The following is a 25588-nucleotide window of genomic DNA, read 5'->3' as shown; positions in this document are numbered from 1 at the left end:
GGTTTCGGTATCATTTCGGGGCGGTCTTTAACGCTCCTGTTCACGCTTTTTCTGCTGGCTCGGTGCGCCCCTTAAAATCTGGTCGATATTGCGTCTGACTGTCTGAAGCTCCTGCGCCCGCTGGCGTTTCTCCCGGTAGTCGTTATATCCGGCGTTCTTCTGGACGGTAAGCTGCTCAATCTCCCTTTGCAGGGCTTTGCTGGCTGGCAGCTTGGTTATTCCATGCTCCCGGAAATAACGGGCGGCTGTGTCCGCTATGATAAAATCGCTTTCGTGCTGTTCCCGGTAGGCTCTCCGGGCTTTCTCCGATTTCTGCGCTTTCAGACCGTCACGGGCGGGCTTCGTGCCGATATAGCCCAAAAGGTTGCGCTGCAATTCCTTTTTCTCCCGGATAGCGGCTTCCAGCCCTTTCAGTCCGGCAAGGCTCTCCTGCGTGGCGGTGTTGGCTGCGGAAATGGCAGCGTCCAGCTCGTCCGGGGAAGAAAAGCCATACTGCTGGTAGAGCATGAGGGTAGCCGACATCTGTTTGAGGTTGTGCATGGTCGCCCACTTCTCATAGCCCCGTCCTTTCCCCTCGGCTCGCTTGGCGGCTATGTCTACCATGCGCTGTACAGCGTCATTGTTCGGGGCGTTTTTCGCTTCTTTTTTCGTCCGTAAGCGGTCTTTGATACTGCCGGGGTATTCCGCTATGGCTGCGGGTTTTTCGGCGGCTCTGGCGGCGTTCTGCTCCAAAACGGAGAGGACAGCAGCCCGGTCAAAATCGTCCCCCAGCTTCCGGGCGGTAATTGGCTTCGTCCTGTCCGGCGTGAGGTAACTTAGCCGCCCCCGGCTCTCCTTGACGGTCACACCATGCCGGAGAAGCAGGGCGGCAAACTCATCAAAGCCGGAAGCAGCGGCAAGGGCTTCCCGGATAGTCCGGCGCAGCTTCGCCTTATCCGTTTCAAACTTGGTCTGCCGGGGCGCGATACCGTCCGCAGCAATAGGGGCGTTGGCTCTGTCAAGGGCAGCCTGTCCTTTCTTCTGCGCCCAATACTCACGCTCGGTAATGCGTTCTTTGCTGCCGTTCAAAAGGTCTATCTGGTAAAGCCCCTCGCTGTGGCACATCTCCATGACTTCGGCTTTCAGATAGTTCATAGCTGCGTCCGTACAGCGGTGCTTGCAGCCTGCTTTCCTGTCCGCTGGCCTGTCCATGTGGGGCAGCATGGGAACCTCCGCAATCCGCAGACTGTTAATGACGATATGCACATGGATATTTTCGGTGTGGCTGTGTCCGTCCGGGTGGGTGCAGACAAGGGCCTGGTGTCCGGGGAAATGCTCGGCGCAGAACTTCTCGCCCAGCTCCTGCGCCCGATCAACGGTCAAGCCGTTGTCCGGGCCGTCCCGTGGGTCAAAGCTGATGATGTAGTGGTGGCTCTTTACGTCCTCCCGTTTCTGGTTCTTGCCGTAGCGGAGATTGGAGCGCATACAGGCAACGGCAAAATCCTCCCCGCCACAATTCAGAGAGGATATGCGGTAGTCTACCCTCGGTATGAGCCGCCCGTCTGCGTCAAGGGTGGGCTTCATGGTAAACTCGTCATGCTCGAATGTGAGGTATTTTTCAGCGTCCCCGTAGTTGGCATTTTTAGAGCTGATATGTTTGAGTATCGCCAACGGCTTCACCTACTTTCTGCAAGACTTCAAACTTCAAGGCGGCAAGGTCGGCGGCGGCTCCCCGCACTTCCTTTTCCAGCCCCCGGTAGGGGCTTCCGTATTCGTTCAGGCTCCGGGCAATCTGGTTTAAGTTGCCGCCGATTTTCCCGTACTCTGCCGTGAGCTTGGAGAGGGCGGCAAGCAGCCCGTCATTGACCGGGGAAACGGTGACAATGGGGCGTATGGTCGCTTTCCGTATGGCTTGCCGGATAAACTCGGACTGGCTGATTTCATAAGCCGCCAGCCGCCCGGTGAAGTCGGCGTATTCTTCATCGGTCATGCGGGTCTTTACCACATGACGGCGGTGGGGCGTATTGTATTTCTTTCGCATGGTCTGTGACCTCCTTTCTCGCCCGACAGGGCGCATAGCAGGGTTTGGGGAAGGCACTCCCCAACAAGATTCCCGCAGGGGCAAAAATAAGCGGAGAGCGAATTTTGGCACCTCGGTAGAATCTTGCTCTGAAAAACTCCGGCGTTCCCCGGCTCCCGTCCTTTCCGCTAACAAAACGTTTCAAAAGGGCTTTGCTACCCGCTATTCCGGCTTATCTTGAAAATTTTCCTTTCACTACCTACAACACCACGCAAAGCAAAATGGACGGAGATTTTTAGAATTTCCCCTCTATTCCCTACAACACCACGCAAGCCGGAATAGGCGGACAATGGCAGTATTTTTTTCTTTGATACCCTCTACGGATAAGTAAGGGATTTTGCCAACTGCGGCGGCTATTTTCCCTTTTGTTTTTTCATACTGGGGATTTTCAAAAATGCCAAACAGGAACGAAAAAAAGCAGCAAATCTGTTGAATAGATTTACTGCTTTCTGGTTGCCGGCGAAGCGGCGGTTATTCAGTTGTAGGCGGTAGGGCTATCTCCCAAAGCGGAACTTGAAAATAGCTGTGAGAAGCGTCTGGGTGATGTAGTCCTCTGTATCTTGGTCTACCCGTCCATTCACACGGGCGGCACATTGTATGCGGCGGCGGTAATACTGCAATACAGTTCCCACCGCTTCCGGCTCCCCGCTGGCGGCTTGGACGATTGTTTCATAGGGGAGAAGCCTATTATTTCTCATATGCCATTCCCTCCATTTCCGCTTGGAGCTGCCGTAGGGCTTTTCGGATATGGTAGCCCGCTGTGCTGCGGCTGCGCCCGTACTGTCTGCCAATTTCGTGCTGTGGAATACGCTTGAAAAAGGACAGGTAAATCATTTCCCGCTCCCGTTCGTCCAGCCGTGACAGGGCTTCCGCAAGTAAACCGCTGCTGAAAATGACCGTATCGCCGCAAAGGGTAAGTATGTATTCCTCGTCCGGCTCCGGGGCTTGGAAATATTCATCTGTCGTGCCTAAAGGGTAGTGCTTTTCGTCTGTGAGGTATTCAAGGGATATTTCTCTTTTGTGCTTCCTGCTCCGTGTCCTCGCTGCGTTGATCGTTGCATTTCGGATATTTAGTTTGTCAGCTTGACAAATAAAGGGTTAAGGAATATAATTAGATTCAGTATTATACAAGGAGTTAATAAATATGCGGCAAGGTATTCTTAAATAAACTGTCAATTTGATAGTGGGAACAAAAAGTAGCAGTCCCGTTTCACTTTTAATATGGGGCTTAGTTTTTTGTACCCAGTTTAAGAATACTTTTATCATGTAATTTTATATGCCCGAAAACATATAAGTGTTTTGGGGCTATTGGAGTTATTTACCCAGTGATAGGAGTATTTATCACTGGGTATTTTTATGCCCTTTTTTGGGTGTTGATAGGAGGAAAATCACATGAAAATAATTAACTTAGGCATTCTGGCTCACGTTGACGCAGGAAAGACAACATTAACGGAAAGTTTATTGTATACCAGTGGTGCAATTGCAGAACTAGGGAGCGTAGATGAAGGCACAACAAGGACAGATACAATGAATTTGGAGCGTCAAAGGGGAATCACTATCCAGACAGCAGTGACATCTTTTCAGTGGGAGGATGTAAAAGTCAACATTATAGATACGCCAGGCCATATGGATTTTTTGGCGGAAGTATACCGTTCTTTATCCGTATTAGACGGAGCAGTATTATTAGTTTCTGCAAAGGATGGCATACAGGCACAGACCCGTATACTGTTTCATGCACTACAGATAATGAAGATTCCGACAATTTTTTTCATCAATAAAATTGACCAAGAGGGGATTGATTTGCCAATGGTATATCGGGAAATGAAAGCAAAGCTTTCTTCGGAAATTATAGTGAAGCAAAAGGTTGGGCAGCATCCCCATATAAATGTAACGGACAATGACGATATGGAACAGTGGGATGCGGTAATTATGGGAAACGATGAACTATTAGAGAAATATATGTCAGGGAAACCGTTTAAAATGTCAGAACTGGAACAGGAAGAAAACAGGAGATTCCAAAACGGAACGTTATTTCCCGTTTATCACGGAAGCGCTAAAAACAATCTGGGGATTCGGCAGCTTATAGAAGTAATTGCCAGTAAATTTTATTCATCAACGCCTGAAGGTCAATCTGAACTATGCGGGCAGGTTTTTAAGATTGAATATTCAGAGAAAAGGCGGCGTTTTGTTTATGTGCGTATATATAGCGGAACATTGCATTTGAGGGATGTTATTAGAATATCTGAAAAAGAGAAAATAAAAATCACAGAGATGTGTGTTCCGACAAACGGTGAATTATATTCATCCGATACAGCCTGCTCTGGTGATATTGTAATTTTACCAAATGATGTTTTGCAGCTAAACAGTATTTTGGGGAACGAAATACTGTTGCCGCAGAGAAAATTTATTGAAAATCCTCTCCCTATGCTCCAAACAACGATTGCAGTAAAGAAATCTGAACAGCGGGAAATATTGCTTGGGGCACTTACAGAAATTTCAGATGGCGACCCTCTTTTAAAATATTATGTGGATACTACAACGCATGAGATTATACTTTCTTTTTTGGGGAATGTGCAGATGGAAGTCATTTGTGCCATCCTTGAGGAAAAATATCATGTGGAGGCAGAAATAAAAGAGCCTACTGTTATATATATGGAAAGACCGCTTAGAAAAGCAGAATATACCATCCACATAGAAGTCCCGCCAAATCCTTTCTGGGCTTCTGTCGGGTTGTCCATAGAGCCGCTCCCTATTGGAAGCGGAGTGCAGTATGAAAGCAGAGTTTCACTTGGATATTTAAATCAATCGTTCCAAAATGCGGTTATGGAGGGGGTTCTTTATGGCTGCGAGCAGGGGCTGTATGGATGGAAAGTGACAGACTGTAAAATCTGTTTTGAATATGGATTGTATTATAGTCCTGTAAGTACCCCCGCAGACTTTCGGCTGCTTTCCCCTATCGTATTGGAGCAGGCTTTAAAAAAAGCAGGGACAGAACTATTAGAGCCATATCTCCACTTTGAAATTTATGCACCGCAGGAATATCTCTCACGGGCGTATCATGATGCTCCAAGGTATTGTGCAGATATTGTAAGTACTCAGATAAAGAATGACGAGGTCATTCTGAAAGGAGAAATCCCTGCTAGATGTATTCAAGAATACAGGAACGATTTAACTTATTTCACAAATGGGCAGGGAGTCTGCTTGACAGAGTTAAAAGGATACCAGCCAGCTATTGGTAAATTTATTTGCCAACCCCGCCGCCCGAATAGCCGTATAGATAAGGTTCGGCATATGTTCCACAAGTTAGCTTAACAGCTTGCAAAAGTCATATAAAATGAGATTTGAAAGGATTAGAGACTAATTATGATGAAATGTAACTTCATGTTTGCTAAAAATTCAAAGGCATATTCTGTCTACCTGCTGTTCCGATTTGTCTGTTCCCTGGCGGTTTCTATGTCCACAGTGCTTTCCATCGTGTACCACCTGGAGGTGGTGCAGCTGGATGTTTTCCAGCTTGTCCTGGTAGGGACGGTTCAGGAGACCTCCTGCTTTCTGTTCGAGATACCCACCGGTGTGGTGGCGGATTTGTATAGCCGTCGGCGCTCGGTGCTGATTGGAATGTTCCTCTACGGCCTGGGCTTTCTGATGGAGGGTGCGCTACCGTGGTTCGCGCCGGTTCTGCTGGCCCAGGTTGTCTGGGGTTGCGGTGATACCTTCATCACCGGCGCTCTGGAGGCGTGGATTGCCTCGGAGGAAGAGGACAAACCCATAGACAAGGTGTTCCTGCGGGGCAGTCAAATGGGGCAAATCGGCGGCGTTCTGGGCGTGGTGCTGGGCACACTGCTGGGAAACATAAACCTGCAAATGCCTCTCATCTTGGGGGGCAGTTTGTGCTTGTTGTTGGGGCTGGTGTTGGGTCGCATCATGCCAGAAACCAACTTCTCCCCTGCTATTGAGGAACGGCAGGGCTTGCTTAAAGACTTTGTCTGCCTGTTCAAGCTCAACCTGGGCTTTGTGAAAGGCGCACCTGTGTTGCTGGCGCTCTTAGCAATCACACTATGCGGGGGACTTGCCAGTGAAGGCTTTGACCGGCTCTCCACCGCTCATTTTCTGGATGACACGGTAATACCCGTTATCGGGCCGCTGAACAGCGTCACTTGGTTCGGTGTTATCAGTCTTATCGGCAGCGGCTTAGGTATTCTGGCTTCTCAGTTGCTCATCGCCCGCATGGAGAAAAAAGGGACTGTCAGCCGAACCAGTGTGGTCATGTCCACCAGCGCCGGGTATATCCTGTGCCTGGTTCTCTTCGCGGTGGGGCGGAGCTTTTGGTTCATGTTGTTGGTGTTCCTGCTGGCGGGGCTTATGCGCACCATCAAGGAGCCTGTGCTGGCCGCCTGGATGAACGACCATGTGGATGAGAAAATGCGCGCCACAGTCTTTTCCACCAGCGGACAGCTGGACTCTTTCGGGCAGATCATCGGCGGGCCTATTGTGGGGCTGGTAGCCCAGCAGGTGTCCATACCCTGGGGGCTGGTCTGTACCGCTTTCCTGCTGTTGCCCGCGCTGTTCTTAGTGCCGGTGGCGGGAAAGAAGCGGGATTGATATGGCATAGTTAAGTTTACTGACGAGCGGGAGATTACTTCCGCTCGTCTTCATTTAGTAGCGCAAAATTTGAGGACTCTTTATTTCCTTATTCGGTATAGCGGAGGCGGCTGTCAATTCGACATAATTTTCTTGTGATACTTTACCGTACATGAGCATTATCACAAGTCATCAAGCACATAGCGGTATAGAAAAAGCAGTCAATCTTGACAAGCTAATTTCAGCAGTGTACATTTCTCCTTATGCGCCAAAATGGTTTGAAGATGTAGTGCGTGATGTAATGCAAAAATATGAATTGAATAAACCCGTATATTATTCAGAGATGTTAAAAACACCATTCTATTGATATTTCATATAATAGGTTTGGCAGGAAATCTTTCAAAGGTTTCCTGCTTTTCTTATGCCATTTTCAGAAAGGAGCGACAAATGAGCGAAGTGTTTTCCGTACTGCTTCATAACCGACAGCGTTATGAGCAAGGCAAAGAAGGACTATGGTTTTCTCTGCCGACCACAACCGAAAAACTGCAAGCAGCCCTGCGGGAAATCGGGATCAGTGCCGATAATCCGCAGGACTTTTTCTTGTACGACTATCGAAGCCCACAGGCGCGACCTATTAAGCTGCCCCGTGATATGGTGCTGTCCGCAGGCATGGATGAGCTAAACTTCCTTGCTGCAAGATTGGAAAAGCTGGACGCCGCCGAACTTGCGGAGCTGAACGCCGCCCTGACAAGCCCGCAGAGTGATTTTTACAATATCGGCCAGATTATCGATTATCCCGAAAATGTGGACTTTTATGTGCATTTGCCGGATGTCACCGGCACAGGACAGTTGGGCGACTACTATCTAAACCGTTCCGGCATGGTGGGTATGCCGGAGGAATGGAAAGCAGGGATTCTCCTGCCCCGTTTTGGCCTGCATATTGCCAACACAGAGCATGGTGTTTTTACCGATTATGGCTATCTGGTAAAAAGCGGCGACGAATGGCAGCGCGTCCATGAGGGACAGCCGGTGCCGGAGGAATACCGGGTGATGGCCTATCCTGCGCCGAAAATTCTGCGGGAGGAAAGCAAGGTGCAGCCGGAGGCGGCAGCTCCCGTAAAGGCCCCGCAGCCTGTCACCCCCATTCTCTTAAACGGCCAGAACAGCGCCGACTGCATGAAAGAGATCACCGACAGGCTGGAAACCGGCATACAGGAGCTTTTCGAGAGTGAACGCTACAAAGCCTATCTCACCACTATGTCCAAGTTCCACAGTTACAGCTTCAACAACACCCTCCTGATCGCCATGCAGGGCGGACAGCTTGTGGCGGGCTACAACAAGTGGCGGGAAGATTTTCACCGCAATGTAAAGAAAGGCGAAAAGGCCATCAAAATACTGGCCCCGGCCCCGTTCAAGGCGAAAAAGGAAGTGCAAAAGCTGGACGCACAGGGCAGGACGGTGATGGGTAAGGACGGAAAGCCTGTTACCGAAGTACAGGAAATACAGGTTCCGGCCTTTAAGATCGTTTCCGTCTTTGATGTGAGCCAGACCGAGGGGGAACCGCTGCCCTCTATCGGCGTGGAAGAACTGACCGGCAGCGTGGAACGCTACGGGGAATTTTTCAAGGCGCTGGAACAGACCTCCCCGGTTCCCATTGGTTTTGAGGACATTCCGGGCGGTTCCCACGGCTACTATCACCTGACGGAGAAGCGGATCGCCATTCAGGAGGGCATGAGCGAATTACAGACCCTAAAGACGGCCATCCATGAGATTGCCCATTCCAAGCTCCACGCCATCGACCCGGAAGCCCCGGCCATTGAGCAGGCCGACCGCCCCGACAGCCGCACCCGCGAAGTGCAGGCTGAAAGCGTGGCCTATGCCGTCTGCCAGCACTACGGGCTGGACACCTCCGATTATTCCTTTGGCTATGTGGCCGGTTGGAGTTCCGGCAAGGACTTGAAAGAGCTGAAAGCCTCCCTTGAAACCATCCGGGCCACCGCCCATGAACTGATTACCACCATTGACGGCCACCTTGCCCAGCTTCAGAAAGAACGGCAGGCCCAGCAGGAACAGCCGCAGGCCGCGCCGCTGGAACAGGCCGCCGAGCAGCCAGACCCGGACAGCGTATTTTCCAAGCTGCCCCCGGAGCAGCAGCAGGAAATGACCGACAGCGTAAAAGCCATGCTGCAAACCCTGATTGACGCGGATTTGAAATCCACCGGCGAAGTGTCGCAGGGAACCAAGGAGGCGGCGCAGGCGCAGGGCTTTACCATTGCCGGGGATGGAACGCTGGAACAGGCAGAAGCCCCGCAGGAGGCCGCTTACCGTCTGGAAAGCGGCGATTACCTGTATATCCAGACATCGGAAACCGGCTATGATTACACGCTGTACGGCCCCGACTACAAGGAACTGGACGGAGGCCAGCTTGACAATCCCGACCTGTCCCTTGTGGAAGCCGGAAAAGAAATCCTTGCCATCCATGAGCGACCAGCTGGGGCAATGGAACCCCTGACCGGTGACGGGCTGGATGATTTTCTGGAAGCCGCTGAACAGGCCAACGCCATTCCCCAGTCGCAGGCATGGAACGGGATAGACGGTCTTTTGAATGGGAAACCGTTCATGCCGGAGGCGTCCCCGGCTGACCGGGCCGCCGCCCTGATCGAGCTGGCAGAGAAAAACGCCCCGCATTTGGGCAGTGAGGAACGGCAGTGGATTATGGCCTATGCCGAGGCCGTAGGCGATACTGACAAGGTGATGGGGCTTATCAACCGCCTGTGTGAACAGGGATATGAGCTGCAAAAGGGCCAGATGGATTCCTTTGTGAAAAGCGAGATCGAAAGTGAGATTGCCGTTGCCAACGCCCAGCGGCAGATCGCGCAGAATCCGGCGGCGGAGCCGGTTGTCACGATCCTTTGGAGTGAAAGCCCCCATCTGAAAGACGGCCAGCAAATGCCGCTGCATGAAGCCGAGGCCGTTTTTAAGGAACTGGACAGCGCCAGACGCCATGACCGGGAGCAGCCGGGCTATACAGGACATTGGTACGACAAGACCAAGTTCCGCATTGACTTTACCATGCAGGGCCAGCCGGACAACTACGAGGGGCGGCAGGACTTTGGCGATGGGGACGGTTCCCTGATCCAGCATATCCGGGGCTACCACGAATACTACGCGCAGGATGAAAGCTGGAAAAACCATGTACTGCACCATGAGGGGCCGGAGGCATGGGAGGCGGACAAAGCCCAGCGGGATATGCTGCTGCATGAGTTCGTCCCGTATATGGAGCTGCACTGCAATCTGGCCGCTATGGAGCAGGAGGCCCGGCGTCCCTTGCAATCCGGGGAAACCCTGACGCCGGAACAGACCGCTTATTTCAACGCGGTTTTAGACTATGTAAAGGAGTGCCGCCCGCTTCTCAATCAAGGCCAGTACCACTTGCCGGAGGCGCCGCAGCTTGCCGACTTCGACCAGAGCTTGCAGGACTACAAAAAACAGATCGAGGCAGAGTTGGAACAGGAGGCCGCCGCTTCTGGGCTGACGGTGGAGGAATATGTTGCCTCTGATTATGAAGCACCGGCGCAGCCCAACTTTTCCATCTACCAAGTGCCGCCCGGCCCGGAGGGGCGCGACTTGCGCTACCGTTCCTATGAGGAATTGCAGGCGGACGGGCTTTCGGTGGACAGGAAGAATTACCAGCTTGTCTATACCGCGCCGCTGGACAAGGACACCACACTGGACGAGATTTACCGCCGTTTCAACATGGAACATCCCGCCGATTACAAGGGACATTCCCTCTCTATGGGGGATATTGTGGTGTTCCGGCAGGATGGCAAACAGACCGCCTACTATGTGGACGAGGGGGCCGACTACCGGCAGGTACCGGAGTTCTTCGCCCAGTCGGAAAAGCAGCTCACGCCGGACGAGTGCATGACCGGCGAACAAATCCAGACACCGAGGGGCCGTTTCTATCTAACCGACAGGAGCCGGGAACAGATGGAGGCCGCCGGGTATGGATTCCACCACCAGTCGGAGGACGGCAGGTATCTGATTATGGCAAACGGCACAAGAGCCTTTGCTATCCCCGCCCAGCAGGAAAGCCATATCAAGACGGCGGAAATGTCCACCGAGCAGAATTACAACATGATCGACGGCATGATGAACAACGCCCCGTCTATGGAAGAACTGGAAGCAAGGGCAAAAGCCGGGGAACAGATTTCCCTTTTGGATGTGGCCGAGGCAGCCAAGGCGGAGGCCAAAAAGCCCAAGCAGACAAGAAAGACAACACAGAAACAAAAGAAACCGTCCATCCGGGCGCAGCTTGCCGCCGCCAAGGAGGAACAGAAAAAGAAGCCTCCGGCGCGGGAAAAATCAAAAGAAATGGAGGTATGAGGAATGTATTTCACCGTGGAAGAAGAAAACCTGATCTGTCTGTATCACAATGCCGACCGCCGCAGGACGGCGGCAAATCTCCGGGCAGCACTGCCGGACATGGACAAGGAAATGCAGGCATTGGCAAACTCCACTATGTCCAAGCTGGATGCCATGACCGATGCAGAATTTGAGGAAGCAAAGTTTAGTTTCACTGACGAGAATAAATAAATTACGACAAACGCCGGGCGCGGCGGCCATATGGCCGCTTGCGTCCGGCGTCTTTTCAAGTTCTTTGATACCAACTTTATTGCTGATCTTTACAGATCAAACAAAGTCATTTGACATTCCTTGCAGGATTTTACTTTTCGTTCTTTTATAACATCGTCTGGCCCAACTTCTCCAAAAAGTAAAGGCGATATTGGATTGTGTATTTGAGTGTTGCGCATTACTGTATTATGACTATAATTTGCGTAGCAGTATAAGCATCCATTTCTGCATGTGTTGTAGGTTCCTATATCTATACTTGCGATGCAACCACATTCAGGACGTTGATTCGGATCTTTTTCAACAGATAATTTACATTTTCCTAATCGTTCAAATCTTTCTTTATCTATGCAATGAGCGTGTGCAATACTGAATTTTTCAAGGTCAATTGCCTCAGCACAGGTATCAATGTAGAAACCATATTCTTTAGAAATTTCTGAAAATATTTGCATAATTTCAAGTTGTTGCTCTTTTGTTTCTTGCTGAATTTTCAGAGGTTGTGTATTGCGGGCAGTGTTTCTATATAAATCAAGGAAGCTCACAGTACATTTTTCTGTGTATTCACCAATTTTTGATGCCAAAACACGAAAATATTTGCAGTGATATTCCATTGTATAACGCTCATTAAAGAAAATTGGATCGTATCGCCATATTACCCGATCTTTTCCAATAGCTTTTGATAATTGCTGAAATGCTGGAATAATTACATTATTTTTTGATGGAATATTTGGCTCGACATCTCTATCGTATGCATTCAGTGTAAATTGAAAGTAGTAATTATATTTGTCAAGCTCTGAAAGACGATGAAGCATCGGAACCGGATTCTTTGTCCAAAAAACGATTCCATCGACAACATCAGGCGAAAGGTTAATTTGCCCAATTTGGTGAATGTTCATGGGGTTTCTTACCAAAACATATTCTTCCTTGAAACGATTGAATAGCCATTCAGAGTAATATGTTGGAATGTCTGTCCTTCGGCTGGCACTTATTATCATTTTTTCACCACCTTTTTTATAATCATCTGTGCACTTGCACAAGTATCAAATGGAGAATATTGTTTCCATGGAGACCAATCAAAGCGGTTCTCGTTTTTGGGAAACTCACCATCGGAATCTTCCCCGTATGGATAACCTCTCGGATAATAAATACTTTTTGAATTATCGTTACAAAATCGTCCTTTTCTGGAAATGGAACTACAAAGTTTATTGCGTAACTGGTCAAAATAATCCCGACCACCACCATACCCTCTCCCCAGATTTACGTCATTAAGGATAATGTATGTGTTTGGGGCGACTTTCTCATTATAGTACTGTGCAAAAGTTTCAATAAAACTATTTATGTTTTTAACATCCGAGTGCTTTTCCATATCCGAAAAAACATACTGGAAAACAATAAGGTTTGGTACCCAACTTCCTTGAGCTATTGTATGAATAAGCTTGCAGGCATCTTGATAGTAGAACCTGATTTTCAAATCCTCATTTTCAAATGTTTTAATATCACGGTGTATATATTTCCAAACATCCTCACTATAATCCACACCACGATATTCAAGTTTCTGGTATGATAAGATTCCCACAGAGCGAAGATAGTCAATGGCAAATAAGTCCGTACAAGGGCCGCATCCAAATGACAGAACTTTAAGGTCTGTTAAATTGGATAAATCTTTGAGCCGCTCAACGGCATAAACAATTTCAGAAGCATATCGGCAAGAGTATTTGCATGTATAAACATTTGCCATGTGTGTACAGTCATATTTTCTTTCCGGTGCTCCATCAGGGGCATGAGATGGATTGTGAATATAGTCCAAGCACTTTTCACAATCATGTGGGCAGTAAGTATCATAGGAGCAATCGGCACATTGCTCGCATTCGTGTCGATCGTTGCGTTTATCACATTTGGAGAGAATCATTTCAAGCATCAAAATAGATCTCCTCCTTTTCATATTCATAATCAGTTGTTTATTTGAACATCCAGAATGTTTTGACAAGACGTATTTGTATTTTATTAAGTATAACAAATATTGGGGGAAAAAGCTACTGTAAAGGTGCTGGGTGTGGCGGCCATATGTCCGCTTACGTCTGGCATTTCTTTTTTGTCCATTTTCCCGCATTTAGAACCCCGTTTTTAGGGGAACAGGATAACTTTATCCACCTGCCTGCCAACCATGCGGAAAAACCCTTGATTTCCGTGGACTTTTACCGTCCTAAATGCGTAGACAGGAGGTATCTTTTCCGCTGGCGTTCTGCCTCTTTCTTCCGGCGTACCTGCACCGCACAATCCGGGCAGTATTTGGCCCGGTTGGAGTTGGGCGTAAACGCCGCCCCGCAGACGGCGCAGCGTTTGATCTCGTCCCGGCCTTTGGTGATCTCGGCGCACAGGGCCGCGTCCAGCGGCAGGACGGCCACCTTGAACCACCGGCACAGCAGCGAATAGGAAATACTCTGCACACAGACACATTCCTCCCCATCGTCCAGCAGGAGGCAGTTTCCGTTACAGTAGTTGCAGCACTCATGGGTGAGCCTGCGGGCCTTGCGGTATTGAGGGTAACTCATTCTCGGTATGTTCATCGTTCCTGCGTATGCTCCTTTCCCGGCGCTGTCCGTAAAATGCTGTCTACATTCTGCTTGATAATGCCGTATTCTTTCAATTTCTGTTTCGCTTCGCTGTACTGTGCGGACAGCCGTTCCCGTTCTGCGTCCAGCTTTTTATACTCGGTTTTGAGGGCGTACAGGTTGGGGGGCTTTGTGATCCCGGCCTCTTTGAGTGCCTTTGCCGCCGCCTCATACAAGATCAGTTGGCTTTCATGCTGCCGCCGGAACGCGGCCTTGTCTTTGGCATTTCGCAGTTCCAGCGCCACAGGCCGGAGCTGCTTGTAGGCGGAGAGGTTTTTTATCAGCAGCGCCATATCCCCAAGGCGGCGTTCTGCGTCTTTCAGGGCGGAGGCCGCCGCGTCGTTTGCCGCGCTGATCTCGGCCAGCCTGCTTTCCAAACCCTCGTAGCTGTCGATCTGGTGTTCTGTGATGAAGTTTAGGGAATTGGCGGCCTGCTTCAAGTTATGCAGCCTCGCCCACCGCACATAGCCCGCCGACTGCTGGGCCTTGATACTGTCCTCCAAGGCGATCCGCAAGGAGATTTCCCCGGTACTTCTTCTGCGCGGCCCCCGGTCAATGGCAATGCCCTTGATCCGCTGGGTGATCCGTTCCTCGGTGTAATCCTCCCCCAAGGTCTTGCAGCGGGTGAAGCGTTCCTGTCCGGGAGCGCGGAATGAAATAAACTTGCCCTGTTTGACTTCATAGCCCTGCGCCTCCATGAACCGCAGAAAGCCGTCAAAGTCTTTGACCTGCGGGATGGCCGCGTCGATGGCGATTTTCAGTTTTACTTTCCAGCTTTTGCCCTTTTTCTGTGCGTCCCACTCGGCGTAGGTCTTGCCCTTGTCCTTGCCGGGCTTTACCACAGACAGGCCGTGTTCCTTGCACAGTCGGTCGCTGGTACGCCGGATAAAGGCGTAGCTCTGGCGGTTGGAAATGTACTTGCGCTGGTTCGCCATATCCACGGCGCAGAAAATGATGTGGTTATGCAGATGGCCCTTGTCGATATGGGTGGTAATCACATAGGGGTATTTGCCTTGCAGCACTTCATCTGCAAGCTGCCGCCCGATCTCGTGGGCCTGTTCCGCCGTGGTTTCCCCCGGTTCAAAGGCTTGTATCAGGTGGTGGGCCAGATTGTTTCCCTTTTGGTACGCCTGATCTAACAGCATTTGAAATTCAATATCCGCCGTTTCATAGGAACAGCCATAGGAAGAAACGAACAGCTTTTCATCGGTCTTGTCCGGGTTCTCGATGTAGTCCAGCGCCTTTTTCAGCGTTGACTTGATAGGATGGATCTTTGTAACTGCCATATCTGTGCCAGCGCCCCCTTGATGTCCTCCAAGTCCTGCGCGTACACAGTCCCGGTACTGTTGATACGCCTTGCAATCTGGTTGATGTTGACGCCGATTTTTTGCAGCTCTGCGGTCTGCGCCCGGACGGGGCCGGTGTCGATATGGACGATATAGCCGTCAATCAGCATTTTCCGGGCGTAGGCAGAAAAGTTCTTTGTGCCAAGCTGGGCCATCTTCTGCTGGATCAGCGCCCGTTCCTCCGGCGTCACCGGGACGCGCAGCACAAACTTCCGTTTTCGGTTTGCCACTTTCTCACCTCCATTCATTCAGGGGTTTGGGGACTTCCCCAAGATACAAACGGGAAGCCGTTTGCCGGGAGTGTGGCTACACTCCCTATGCTTGCTGTCTTTGTTCTTCTTCCCCTAAAAAGCGTTCTGATCCCAAGGAAATACCCGCAAAATCCCGGTTTTTCCGAAAACCGCACAAAAAAAGAGAGGGCGCAATTTGCGTCCTCCCAAAAACAAAACAGAGGGTTGTCATGCACCCTCCGTTTCGTCATTCTTCTGTTGAATTTGAATGGCCCCGTCAATCGCGCCCTCGATGATCGGCAGAAATTCTTCCGGGCAGAGTTTCAGCTTGTGGCTGATCCGCTGCCGCTGTGCGCTTTCCTCCCGCATGATCTCCGGGTTAAAATACCGTTCCACAGGAAGCCCGCAGATTTTGATAAGCTGTATGATAACCGGCAGGCTGGGAATCGTGCCGTCATTTTCGATGTTGGCAAGATAGCGCCAGTCGATATTGACCTGTTCCGCCAGCGTCTTACGCGATAACTGCTTGACTTTCCGCGCCGCTTTTATATCCGCGCCAAAAGTTTCAAAGCCAGGACAATCTTTGATATTTGCCATATAGCACCACCCATCTACATTGTATATTTCATATTTTCTCAATGGAATGTTGCTATATGCAGGAAGATTAAACTTTATAATTCATATATTGAGAAATATAAAACGCCAGATGCAACGGCCTGCTGACCCTGCACCCGGCGTTTCTTTATGTCTTTTTCTATGCGTTATAATCCTGTTCTGATGGAATTTAGATAATTTATCCTGCTGTTCTTCTACGATGCCAGAAAAGTTCTGCAATGCCTGTTTTACCAACCAAAATGTATAGATAGTAATGTGTTCCTATTATTTCATTGGTAAGAAAATATTGACGGTTAATCCATGAGGCACCGTATCAGTAAATTGGATGGTTCCCTGATGTGCTTTTACAATCTGTCGTACAATTCTAATACCTAGACCGTGTTCCCTTTCCTCTGTCGGCTTTTGCGTACTGGAAATATCTTTGTCACTGTTCAGTGCATTTAACTGTGCCTCATTTATTCCATGTCCATTGTCCGTAACAGTAAAAATGCAAATTGTATCATTACTGCTAATGGAAACTTGTATTCTGCACCCACTAGGATTATGAACGATACAATTTCGTATTAGATTATTTAACATTCGACTAAGTAAAGCCTGATCCCCGACAATTAAGATATTTTTACCAGAATTGTCTCCCAATAATTGCAATTCATAAAGTCCTGATATGCCATCGTTTAGTATATCGCTGACAACTTGACGCGCTAACTCAACCGGGTCAAAGCATTGCTTTTGTAAAGGCTGCATGGAATATTCTAATTTTGTTGTCAAATTCAAATCAGAAATCAAGTCTTTTAAGCGTTCACCGTATCTGCGGATAATTCCGGCTTGCTTTCTGGTTGATTCTGGCAAAGAAGATGTTTCTTCAATTTCACTTGCATATCCCAAAATCATAGATAGCGGTGTGCGTATATCATGGGATATTCCTCTAATCCACTCTGCACGAGTGTTGTCCTTTTTCATCAAATAGTGACCAGCTTTATTCAAACTAGCATTGATTTCTGCTAATTCTCCTTTTTCTTCCAGATGAATAGGATTTCCGGCGGAAAGATGTTCAATACTATTTAGAATTGGAACCATTGATTTTTCTACTCGACGGGCATTGTGGATAAACAAGTATATCATCAATAAGATATTGATACAAAACACTGCTATCAATCCAAATAAGAGAGGCCCCATATACTGCGCCCTAAAAGAGAAATGGTAATTCAGGACATTGCCCGGAGGTAGGCCAATTACAAGAAGTCCATCCTGCCGCCTCCAAATATTTACTGGATAATCGTCGAGATACCATCGGCTGAACATAGCAATGTCCGTGGCAGAATAATGACATGGTAATTCTTCCGGCAGGTTTTCTTCCCATATAACTGTACCATTTTCGTCTAATATCATGGCCCATGCGTTTGCGTCATTCAACAGTTCTGCTGCATATTGATCTCCTTTGAATTGTCCGTTTTCTAGGACGACATGATTTGAAAAATCCTCAATAGGAAAGTTGGATGTTGCCACATTTCCAAAATAGGCTATCACAAAATACACGACCATCAAAATAATATTGACTGCGAAAAAAAGGATTACAATTCTAACAGTTGAAAATATATAGCGCCGAAAAAAACGATTTGATGTGTTCACTCCTGCACCCCCTTTATATTCAAGCGATACCCTATTCCTTTGATTGTCACAAGTGCAACCGGCTTTGATGGATTTTCTTCAATTTTCTCTCTTAAATGCCGAATATGGGTAGCCAGTGTACTTTCATATCCTTGCCAGTAATCACCACAAATCGTCTGACATAATGCACCAGTAGTCACAATCCTACCGGCATTTTCGTATAACTTTTCAAAAAGCTGGAACTCTTTGGCGGTCAATGAGCTACTTTTTCCATTACATTGCACCGTTGCTTTTTCCAAATCAACAGTTGCAGCGTCAAAAAACACCTTACGCTCTTTCTCCGGGTAGACCCGCTTTAATATTGCCTGTACCCTGAACAATAATTCTTTCGGCAAAAACGGTTTCAGAAGGTAATCGTCTGCACCATTTTCAAAACCAGCAAACTTGTCCTCTGCTTCGCCGCGAGCCGTCAGCATCAAAACAGGAACTTTGCTTGTTTTTCGGAGTTCCCTTAGTGTTGTAAAACCGTCCATACCCGGCATCATAACATCAAGAATCACCATATCTGGTTGCTTCTCTTTGCATATTTCCAATGCGGTTTTACCAGAGGCCGCCGTCAATATTTGTGTGAATCCTGCTCTTTCAAAGATGGACTTCACCATTTCTAGCAATTCAGCTTCATCGTCCACTACAAGAATAATTCTATCGTTCATAAGACACCTCTTTTTTTATTCTGTTTTTATTATACCGCAAGATGGTTAGATTGCCTATTCTGTCCCTAAAATCTCAAAGTAAATTCAAGGTTAGCTCAAAGTTATCTCAAAGTTGGTGTGCTATGCTGATTACGAAAACAAAAAGGAGGCGCAAGCTATTATGAGTGATTACATTATTGAAACGCATGATCTGACAAAAAGATACGGCAATCAGACTAGTGTTTCCAATCTGAATATTCATGTGAAAAAGGGCCGTATCTATGGACTACTGGGGCGCAATGGTGCCGGTAAGACAACGACCATGAAAATGTTGCTGGGACTGACAGCCCCGACTTCCGGTGAGGTAACAATATTTGGAGAACCGTTTCATGGCAATGAAAAGAAAATCTTGCCCCGCATTGGTTGTCTGATTGAGTCACCGGGCTTTTACCCCAATTTAACGGGAACGGAAAACTTGAAGATTTTTGCCGAACTACGAGGCTTAAAAAATCCTCGTTATATCAAAGGGGCTTTGGAACTTGTCAACCTACCTTATCGGGACAAGAAGTTGTTTTCTCAATATTCTCTCGGCATGAAACAACGGTTGGCGATTGCTCTGGCCGTTATGCACGATCCTGAACTGCTGATTTTAGATGAACCGATCAACGGACTTGATCCCATCGGTATTGCAGAGGTGCGCGATTTCATCAGGGAATTGTGCGACACCAGAGGAAAAACCATTTTAATTTCTAGCCACATTCTTTCGGAAATTTCCCTGCTGGCAGATGATGTTGGAATTATAGATCATGGGAATTTGCTGGAAGAAGAAAGCCTGAAAGAATTGGAAGCCAAAAACGCCAAATATATCCACTTCTGTGTGTCAGACGCAAAAAAAGCAGCACAGATTATTGCCACAACATTTTGCAGCAAGGATATTCAGCTTGCGGATGCCAATAATCTGTATCTTTATGACACCGCCCTGCCAGTAGCAAGAATAAATCGTTCTTTTATTGAGGCTGGCATTGACATTCAAGAAGCCCATCTCTGTGAGGATACTTTGGAGGATTACTTCAAGAGAATTACGGGGGGTGAGGGGATTGCTTAAACTGATTCAATGCGAAATGCGGAAGTTAAAGAGGAAACACTTTGTATCATTTGTGGTTTTTTCCGCATTTCTGTTTCCGATCCCATTTACAGCTCTTGTGCTGGCTGGAAGTGTGGGAAACTTTACTGGCTTTGAGGCGGTTTTCGGCTTGCTGGCTACTATGGGTATGCCGATTATGCTTCCTGCTGTTTTAGGGATCATTGCAGCTATGTTGTTTTTTATGGAGCGTGATAACGACACTTTGAAAAACCTACGCACGATTCCCATTTCCCCGATTAAAATTGCCACGGCCAAAATCGCTGTGCTTTACATTTTGGGACTGATTTTTGCTATTGCCACGATGCTTTCGTCAATGATTGGCGGTCTAATTGCTGGAAGTGAGCTGACGGATATTGGAAAAAACTTCGGCATTGCAATTATCACAGATTTGCTTTATACAACAAGCATTTTGCCGGTTGTCATTGCGATTGTCGGATTCAATCGTTCTTATATTTTTTCGATAATCTTGACCTTTTTTTATACGATGTTCGACTTTATGCTTGCGTATGGAGGAATGTTTGCTACCACAGACCCTATGATGCGACTTCTTACGAGCATACTGCCAGCACCTATTATTTACCGATGGCAGGCTACCCAGTTTGTCGATCCCGGAACACCTGCCTATTCTGTGATAGAACCCTATTTTCTTCCTCTGTGGCTTGTTGTGTTAACCGTCATTATTATTGGGTTACTGTCTTATCTGGCGATTGTCAGAATATATAGCAAGCGTGAAAGTTGAGGTGAGGAAAATGGTAAATATCATAAAAACAGAGTTTTACAAAATGAAGCGGTACTCTGTAATCTGGATTGGAGTGGCAACAATGCTTACCGTTGTGCTGCTTTCCCGATTTATGGCAACGGCCTCTGACGGAGTGAGCCACACACTGATAAACTTTTCTTCCAGCGTGATTTGGAACAATTTGGTTCTGATATATCCCGCAACAATTACATTGATTGCCGGTTATATCATTGATCGTGAGCGAACGGACGATACATTAAAGAATATTCTGACGATTCCTGTTTCTTTCCGTAAAATGCTGATTGGAAAACTGATTACTGTTGGCTGTATGGCGATAGCACTGTCTGTTATTGAGTTTGTGTTTACAATCATTGTTTTCTTTGTCAGCGGTTTTCCCGGTTTTTCCGCAAGTGGTGCGGTACAAGTGCTGCTTCAGATGATTGGGATCAATTTGATTTCTTATATCGCAGTTATGCCTATCATTGCCTTTACCGCGCAGAGAAGCGGTAGCTTTATGGCTGGGGTTGGATTTGCTTTCTTTTATGGTTTTGTTGGAATGATGGCATCCGGCCACGGACTGCGTGACCTTTATCCTATTACAGCGGGCCTTACTCTAATTGGTTATCAGGATGGAAGTAGTGATCCCACAGGAAATGTTTTCTTGAGTATAGTACCCATCTTGTTTGTGCTGGCCGTAACATTTATCATCGTTTCAACAGCTAGAAATCGTGAGGCAAAGACCGTAAAGAAAAATAAATCAGGAAAAGTGGTTCACAAAAGAACTCGCAGTACGAGGTAGCTTATTATGAAAAGAACAATTATCGTGTGTGGCATTACTTCCGCTATTTTACTACTTGCCATAATCGGCAGTAAGAAAAAAGGAAATGTATAGGAGGACTGTTCAAATGAAATCAAAAAAAGTCGTTTTAGGAATTGTTGCAGCAATATTAGTCGTTCTCTGCATGGGTGTGGCATTTTTGGCGACCCAGAATGAGGATTACTATACGCAAATTGATAATAACTGGGTACAGGAGATTGCACCACACGGGGAAATGAATTATAAATACACACTGTCGGCTTACGACGAGAACGGAAACGAAAAGGACATAGTATTTGAAACAAGCCGTGTTTTGACTGATGATGCGTTTCTTTGCCTGAAAGTCAATTTTATCCGAGGTGTTGTGACATGGGCAGAAACAGAATATGAGAAATTACCCGCAAAGGTTCAGCAGTATTATAACGAATAAGGCGACAGTTACTCATAGGAAGTAAACGAATGCAAAAACTGAAAAAGTTACTTCCGCCAAAATGAAGCATAGTTAATATGCGAATAATAGAGATAATTCCCATTGATCTGCCGCACGACGGCAAAAGAAAAAAAGCCGTCGTAAAGCAGACACATTTTCACGCGCTTATGAAACGGCGGCTTTGAATACATCAAGGCCGCCGTTTCTTTTTGCTTCGACGACCCCTGCACCGTGTTCTGGCATGGCGGCTTTAGGAGGGAGCCGCCATGCAACGAAAACCGCTTCGACAAATTCTGACAGGGGTTAGCCTGTCAAAAAAAGCCGTCCCCCGGCAGCGGGGACAAGCGGCTGCAAGTATGTACTATACCATGTAGGAAAAGAACATATTTCTTTTTGTTTCGCCCAGCAGGTCTTTGACCTGCCGGGCGAATTTTGTTGTTTCCTGCGGCCTGCTTCCCGGTGCAAAAAGAAATTTCAAAAAAGTGAAAAAAGGAGGCATTTAGCGGGCAGCCAGAGAGATTCCATTCGCTCTATTGGCGGAAAGGGAGAGAACCACCACATCCCCCACAGAAAGGGGGTGAGAAGATGGAAGCGATCCCCCGCAAATACGGTGAATGGGGCCAGTTTGACCGCTACTGCAAGCTGGTTCTGTACCATGAGGCGATAGATTATCTGCGGGAAATGAAGTGCCGCCGCGACCGTGAAGTGTCGCTGGACGCTCTTTCCCCGGCTGATTGGGACAAGCTCTCGACCGTAGATCGGTATTCCTGCGACAGCTTTACATTCAGTTCGCATGGCTATGACCTACATATCGACAACGAGCTTGTGGCCGAAGCGTTTGCCAGCCTGCCAAAAGACGAGCAGAGTATTTTGATTCTCCGCTTTGTTCTGGATTTGACTGACGAAGAAATTGGCCGCCTGATGGGAATGTCCCGCAGCGCAGTACAGCGCCACAGGACAAGCACCCTGAAAGACCTGCGTGTAAAATTGATGGCGTTCATGCCGGAGGGAGGTTAAACGCGGATGAAGCAATCCAGTTACAAGGGCAAAAGCCCTCTGCCTGATTTTGTGATCGACGCGGCCTGCGCCGGTAACGCCGAAGCCGTGGAGCGTGTCTTGCAGCATTATGACGGCTACATCAATAAGCTGTGTACCCGGACGCTCTATGACGGCAGCGGCCAGCCTCATATCTGCATTGACAAGTATATGAAGCGCCGATTGCAAATCAAGCTGATCCATTCCATCGTTAGTCCCATTGGCGACTGACGGTTAAGGCCCCGGCCATAGACAGGCGGCTTTCCCTTTCCCCGCCTGCCTGTTTTCCCGGCGGCCCCTTTGCTCCTTGACAAATACGCCCGCAGGACAATGGCGGCGCGTCATAGGGCAGACGGACACATTCTGTCTGTGCCGAGCCGGGCGGCAGGTACGCCAAGAGGCTTTCCCTCATTGGGGTAAGCGGAGCGATTTTACCGGGCCGTAAAGCAGGTGTGGCAGCCTGCGGGCGACGACGCACAGGCAGGACAATGATACTCCCTTGCCGTCGTAGTCCGAGCGTTTGAAGCGTCGCAGGCAACGAGCAGGGCCGCGTGAGAACCACGCGGGGGTGAGATTCCCGTGGAGCTGTGCCAGCAGCCGTCCGTTTTGCCCCTTTTCTTTGTTATGGAAAGGGGGAATTTTCTTTGAAAAAAGACAACTTGATTCGATATAGTATGCAACTTGCTTTTCTCAAGCAGCTTTTGGAAAAGAAGCTGATTTCTGATAGAGAATATTCCCTAATCAAAAATCGTCTTATGAAAGACTATAAAATCGTTTCTGATCTATTATCTTGAATTGTGGCTTTTCTTGTGTTACAATAACACTATGATAGGAACACAAAAAGGAGGGCCGCCATGAAAGATGTAGAAATTATTAAGGCGCGAAATGTGCTTTCGTCCAGATCGAGAGCTAATTTAGCAAAGCGCCTACGAGTTGCTGCTTATTGTCGAGTAAGTACCGATAGTGAAGATCAGCTCAACAGTTACAAATCACAGGTTCAGCATTATACGGATTTGATTAAAAGCAAACCTGAATGGGACTTAGCTGGTATCTACGCCGATGAAGCGATTACAGGTACACAGGTGACGAAGCGGGAAGATTTTCAGCGTTTGATTAACGACTGCATGAATGGTGATGTCGATATGATAATCACAAAATCCATTTCCCGTTTTGCAAGAAATACACTGGACACATTGAAGTATGTTCGTATGTTGAAAGAAAAAGGGATTGCCGTTTTCTTTGAGGAAGAAAATATAAATACTTTAACGATGGACGGTGAATTGCTTCTTGTTATTTTAAGCTCTGTTGCACAGCAGGAAGTTGAGAATATTTCTGCAAATGTTAAAAAGGGCTTAAAAATGAAAATGCAGCGTGGCGAGTTGGTTGGGTTCCAAGGATGTTTAGGATATGACTATCATCCAGAGGATAAGAGCATTACAATCAACGAAGAAGAAGCCGAAATCGTGCGATATATCTTCCGGCGCTATATCGAGGGAGCCGGAGGTTCTGTAATTTCGCAAGAGCTTGAACACTTAGGGTATAAGACAAAACGCGGTAGCACCCGATGGGCCGAAACAACGGTAATTGGCATAATTAAGAACGAAAAATACAAGGGCGATATTTTGATGGGGAAAACATTTACACTTGACCCTATCTCTAAACGCCGTTTGGATAATTTCGGTGAAGAAGATCAGTTCTATATCCGGGATCACCATGAGGCCATTATTTCAGAAGAAATGTTTGAAAAGGCACAGGAGATTTTGAAGCGCCGAGCAAAGCCGCGTCGTTTAGGTACGGATGGAAAGCGTGAAAAATTCAGCCGGAAATATGCCTTTAGTTGTATGATGGAATGTGGCTTCTGCGGCAGCACACTTACAAGGCGGAGCTGGCATAGCGGTTCACAGTATAATAAGGTTATCTGGCAATGTGTGACTGCCACTAAAAAAGGCAAGAAGTTTTGTCCCGACAGTAAAGGAATTGCCGAGGAAACCATTGAACAGGCATTTATCGAATCCTACCGGCTTCTATGCCAAAACAACAAAGATGTATTAGACGAATTTATTGCCCGGACAGAAGAAACACTTTCGGACGGTAATGCAGGCAAACAGTTAGCTAAAGTAGAAAAAGATATTGCTGCATTGGATGTGAAACGGGCCAAGCTGGTTGATATGCGGCTGGAAGAAATCATTGACAAAGATACCTACGAACAGAAGTATTTTGATTTAAGCAACCAGATTGAACAGCTTCAAAAACAACGGGAGGATTTGCAAGAATCAGCCGAAACGGAAAGCACTATGAAAAAGCGAATTGCAGAGTTTCGCAAGACGCTGGAAGAAAACGAAGTGCTGGACACCTTTGATCGCTATGTCTTTGAAAGTATAGTTGAAAAAGTTATTGTTGGAGGGTATGATGAAGATGGCAACAAAGACCCGTCCATGCTGACATTTATCTATAAGACCGGATTCAAAAATAGTTTGGACGGGACAAACTTTAAGCCACCGAGAAAGAATAGTAAGACGGCAAAACAGAACGCCGGTTTGTGTTCCCATACAACCGACGAGGCAAAGTCAATGTATTCCTATCATAGCGACAACACATGTGGAAACCGCCGTGTTGCTGGTGCGGGAAGCTTGATTCTATGGGCGTTTACGGGATTATTTGGGGAAAATGGAGTTGTGTTTTTGCAAAAATAGATATGGATAAGTTACCGTGGAAGTAGGGATGGGGTAACGCCATGTGAGTTTAATATGTGGTTTAATATGGGTTTTGCCGAGGAGTGAAAACGATTTGGCAAAACCCATACTTTTTAGCAAAAGGGATACTCCGGGGAAAAAGCGGGTTCCGATGGAAAAAGAGAGAAGAACATGATAAAATATTGATAGAAGGTATTGGGTGGTGACAGAGCAGTGTGTGCGTAGAAGAGAATAGATTAGGAAAGTTCTAAGTCAGGGGCTCAAAATCAAGAGCTTGATATGAACTTCAAGCCCCTGATTTAGTACTTTCCTTTTGAACCAAGTCGCACATGCGGACCTCTTATGCCGTTTTAAT

Annotated in this window: 24 protein-coding genes; 12 read left to right on the top strand and 12 right to left on the bottom strand. The window is 47.6% G+C overall.

Annotated elements, in window-relative coordinates; genetic code table 11:
- Window positions 1–27: 27 nt before the first annotated feature.
- The 4 genes from FYJ45_RS23975 to FYJ45_RS33425 all read right to left on the bottom strand — a co-directional run bounded on the left by FYJ45_RS23975 (window position 28) and on the right by FYJ45_RS33425 (window position 2953).
- Window positions 28–1650 carry a relaxase/mobilization nuclease domain-containing protein gene (locus FYJ45_RS23975; RefSeq protein WP_002602093.1) on the bottom strand — a complete coding sequence of 541 codons (1623 nt, stop codon included), beginning with the start codon at window positions 1648–1650 and terminating at the stop codon, window positions 28–30.
- Entirely contained in the window at window positions 1622–2020 is a 399-nt protein-coding gene (locus FYJ45_RS23970; RefSeq protein ID WP_002602094.1) for a plasmid mobilization protein, read from the bottom strand. Before FYJ45_RS23970 ends, FYJ45_RS23975 begins: the two co-directional genes overlap by 29 nt.
- 533 nt (window positions 2021–2553) lie before the next feature.
- Complete coding sequence (locus tag FYJ45_RS23965) at window positions 2554–2757, bottom strand: helix-turn-helix domain-containing protein (protein WP_002602095.1); 204 nt, start codon at window positions 2755–2757, stop codon at window positions 2554–2556.
- A complete protein-coding gene (locus FYJ45_RS33425) occupies window positions 2747–2953 on the bottom strand; it encodes a sigma-70 family RNA polymerase sigma factor (RefSeq protein WP_446489448.1) in 207 nt (68 codons plus the stop codon). The genes FYJ45_RS23965 and FYJ45_RS33425 overlap by 11 nt, the downstream gene beginning before the upstream one ends.
- 498 nt (window positions 2954–3451) lie before the next feature.
- On the opposite strand from FYJ45_RS33425, the gene tet(O) reads away from it, so the two are divergent.
- The 4 genes from tet(O) (at window position 3452) to FYJ45_RS23940 (ending at window position 11236) form a co-directional block, all read left to right on the top strand.
- Complete coding sequence (gene tet(O), locus FYJ45_RS23955; RefSeq protein WP_000691758.1) at window positions 3452–5371, top strand: tetracycline resistance ribosomal protection protein Tet(O); 1920 nt, start codon at window positions 3452–3454, stop codon at window positions 5369–5371.
- A 69-nt stretch (window positions 5372–5440) separates the two neighbouring features.
- Window positions 5441–6661 carry a tetracycline efflux MFS transporter Tet(40) gene (tet(40), locus tag FYJ45_RS23950; protein WP_055151979.1) on the top strand — a complete coding sequence of 407 codons (1221 nt, stop codon included), beginning with the start codon at window positions 5441–5443 and terminating at the stop codon, window positions 6659–6661.
- A 435-nt stretch (window positions 6662–7096) separates the two neighbouring features.
- Entirely contained in the window at window positions 7097–11026 is a 3930-nt protein-coding gene (locus FYJ45_RS23945; protein ID WP_456298385.1) for an LPD25 domain-containing protein, read from the top strand.
- 3 nt (window positions 11027–11029) lie between these two features.
- Window positions 11030–11236 (top strand): transposon-transfer assisting family protein, encoded by a 207-nt coding sequence (locus tag FYJ45_RS23940; RefSeq protein ID WP_154467536.1) that lies wholly within the window; start codon window positions 11030–11032, stop codon window positions 11234–11236.
- 89 nt (window positions 11237–11325) lie between these two features.
- Here FYJ45_RS23940 and FYJ45_RS23935 read toward each other — a convergent pair whose 3' ends face one another.
- From FYJ45_RS23935 to FYJ45_RS23895, 8 genes are all read right to left on the bottom strand, one after another.
- Complete coding sequence (locus tag FYJ45_RS23935; protein ID WP_154467535.1) at window positions 11326–12267, bottom strand: DUF1848 domain-containing protein; 942 nt, start codon at window positions 12265–12267, stop codon at window positions 11326–11328.
- On the bottom strand, window positions 12264–13193 hold the full coding sequence (locus FYJ45_RS23930; protein ID WP_154467534.1) for a hypothetical protein: 930 nt from the start codon (window positions 13191–13193) through the stop codon (window positions 12264–12266). The genes FYJ45_RS23935 and FYJ45_RS23930 overlap by 4 nt, the downstream gene beginning before the upstream one ends.
- 274 nt (window positions 13194–13467) lie before the next feature.
- Window positions 13468–13839: a cysteine-rich VLP domain-containing protein gene (locus FYJ45_RS23925; RefSeq protein ID WP_008689659.1), complete on the bottom strand. Its 372-nt coding sequence runs from the start codon at window positions 13837–13839 to the stop codon at window positions 13468–13470.
- Window positions 13836–15170 carry a relaxase/mobilization nuclease domain-containing protein gene (locus tag FYJ45_RS23920; protein WP_154467533.1) on the bottom strand — a complete coding sequence of 445 codons (1335 nt, stop codon included), beginning with the start codon at window positions 15168–15170 and terminating at the stop codon, window positions 13836–13838. The genes FYJ45_RS23925 and FYJ45_RS23920 overlap by 4 nt, the downstream gene beginning before the upstream one ends.
- Window positions 15131–15460, bottom strand: coding sequence for a plasmid mobilization protein (locus FYJ45_RS23915; protein ID WP_002566656.1), 330 nt, complete (start codon window positions 15458–15460; stop codon window positions 15131–15133). Before FYJ45_RS23915 ends, FYJ45_RS23920 begins: the two co-directional genes overlap by 40 nt.
- A 228-nt stretch (window positions 15461–15688) precedes the next feature.
- Window positions 15689–16057, bottom strand: a complete 369-nt coding sequence (locus FYJ45_RS23910; RefSeq protein ID WP_154467532.1) for a helix-turn-helix domain-containing protein — start codon at window positions 16055–16057, stop codon at window positions 15689–15691.
- Between the two features lie 282 nt (window positions 16058–16339).
- Entirely contained in the window at window positions 16340–17704 is a 1365-nt protein-coding gene (locus tag FYJ45_RS31925; RefSeq protein WP_321170299.1) for a sensor histidine kinase, read from the bottom strand.
- On the bottom strand, window positions 17701–18396 hold the full coding sequence (locus FYJ45_RS23895) for a response regulator transcription factor (protein ID WP_154467530.1): 696 nt from the start codon (window positions 18394–18396) through the stop codon (window positions 17701–17703). The genes FYJ45_RS31925 and FYJ45_RS23895 overlap by 4 nt, the downstream gene beginning before the upstream one ends.
- Window positions 18397–18556: 160 nt before the next feature.
- Here FYJ45_RS23895 and FYJ45_RS23890 point away from each other — a divergent pair, with 160 nt between their 5' ends.
- The 8 genes from FYJ45_RS23890 (at window position 18557) to FYJ45_RS23855 (ending at window position 25233) form a co-directional block, all read left to right on the top strand.
- On the top strand, window positions 18557–19480 hold the full coding sequence (locus tag FYJ45_RS23890; protein WP_154467529.1) for an ABC transporter ATP-binding protein: 924 nt from the start codon (window positions 18557–18559) through the stop codon (window positions 19478–19480).
- Window positions 19473–20258 carry an ABC transporter permease gene (locus FYJ45_RS23885; RefSeq protein ID WP_154467528.1) on the top strand — a complete coding sequence of 262 codons (786 nt, stop codon included), beginning with the start codon at window positions 19473–19475 and terminating at the stop codon, window positions 20256–20258. The genes FYJ45_RS23890 and FYJ45_RS23885 overlap by 8 nt, the downstream gene beginning before the upstream one ends.
- Before the next feature lie 10 nt (window positions 20259–20268).
- Complete coding sequence (locus tag FYJ45_RS23880; RefSeq protein ID WP_154467527.1) at window positions 20269–21057, top strand: ABC transporter permease; 789 nt, start codon at window positions 20269–20271, stop codon at window positions 21055–21057.
- A gap of 106 nt (window positions 21058–21163) precedes the next feature.
- Window positions 21164–21505: a YxeA family protein gene (locus tag FYJ45_RS23875; protein ID WP_154467526.1), complete on the top strand. Its 342-nt coding sequence runs from the start codon at window positions 21164–21166 to the stop codon at window positions 21503–21505.
- A 585-nt stretch (window positions 21506–22090) separates the two neighbouring features.
- Window positions 22091–22522 (top strand): sigma-70 family RNA polymerase sigma factor, encoded by a 432-nt coding sequence (locus tag FYJ45_RS23870; protein WP_015554803.1) that lies wholly within the window; start codon window positions 22091–22093, stop codon window positions 22520–22522.
- A 6-nt stretch (window positions 22523–22528) separates the two neighbouring features.
- Window positions 22529–22771 (top strand): helix-turn-helix domain-containing protein, encoded by a 243-nt coding sequence (locus FYJ45_RS23865; protein ID WP_154467525.1) that lies wholly within the window; start codon window positions 22529–22531, stop codon window positions 22769–22771.
- A 356-nt stretch (window positions 22772–23127) separates the two neighbouring features.
- Window positions 23128–23334 (top strand): SHOCT domain-containing protein, encoded by a 207-nt coding sequence (locus FYJ45_RS31140; RefSeq protein WP_006060503.1) that lies wholly within the window; start codon window positions 23128–23130, stop codon window positions 23332–23334.
- Between the two features lie 60 nt (window positions 23335–23394).
- Window positions 23395–25233, top strand: coding sequence for a recombinase family protein (locus FYJ45_RS23855; protein WP_154467523.1), 1839 nt, complete (start codon window positions 23395–23397; stop codon window positions 25231–25233).
- Window positions 25234–25588 lie beyond the last annotated feature (355 nt).

Origin of the sequence: Eisenbergiella porci (assembly GCF_009696275.1) — a bacterium.
Taxonomy (GTDB): Bacteria; Bacillota; Clostridia; order Lachnospirales; family Lachnospiraceae; genus Eisenbergiella; species Eisenbergiella porci.
This window is presented reverse-complemented; position numbering and strand designations above follow the sequence as displayed.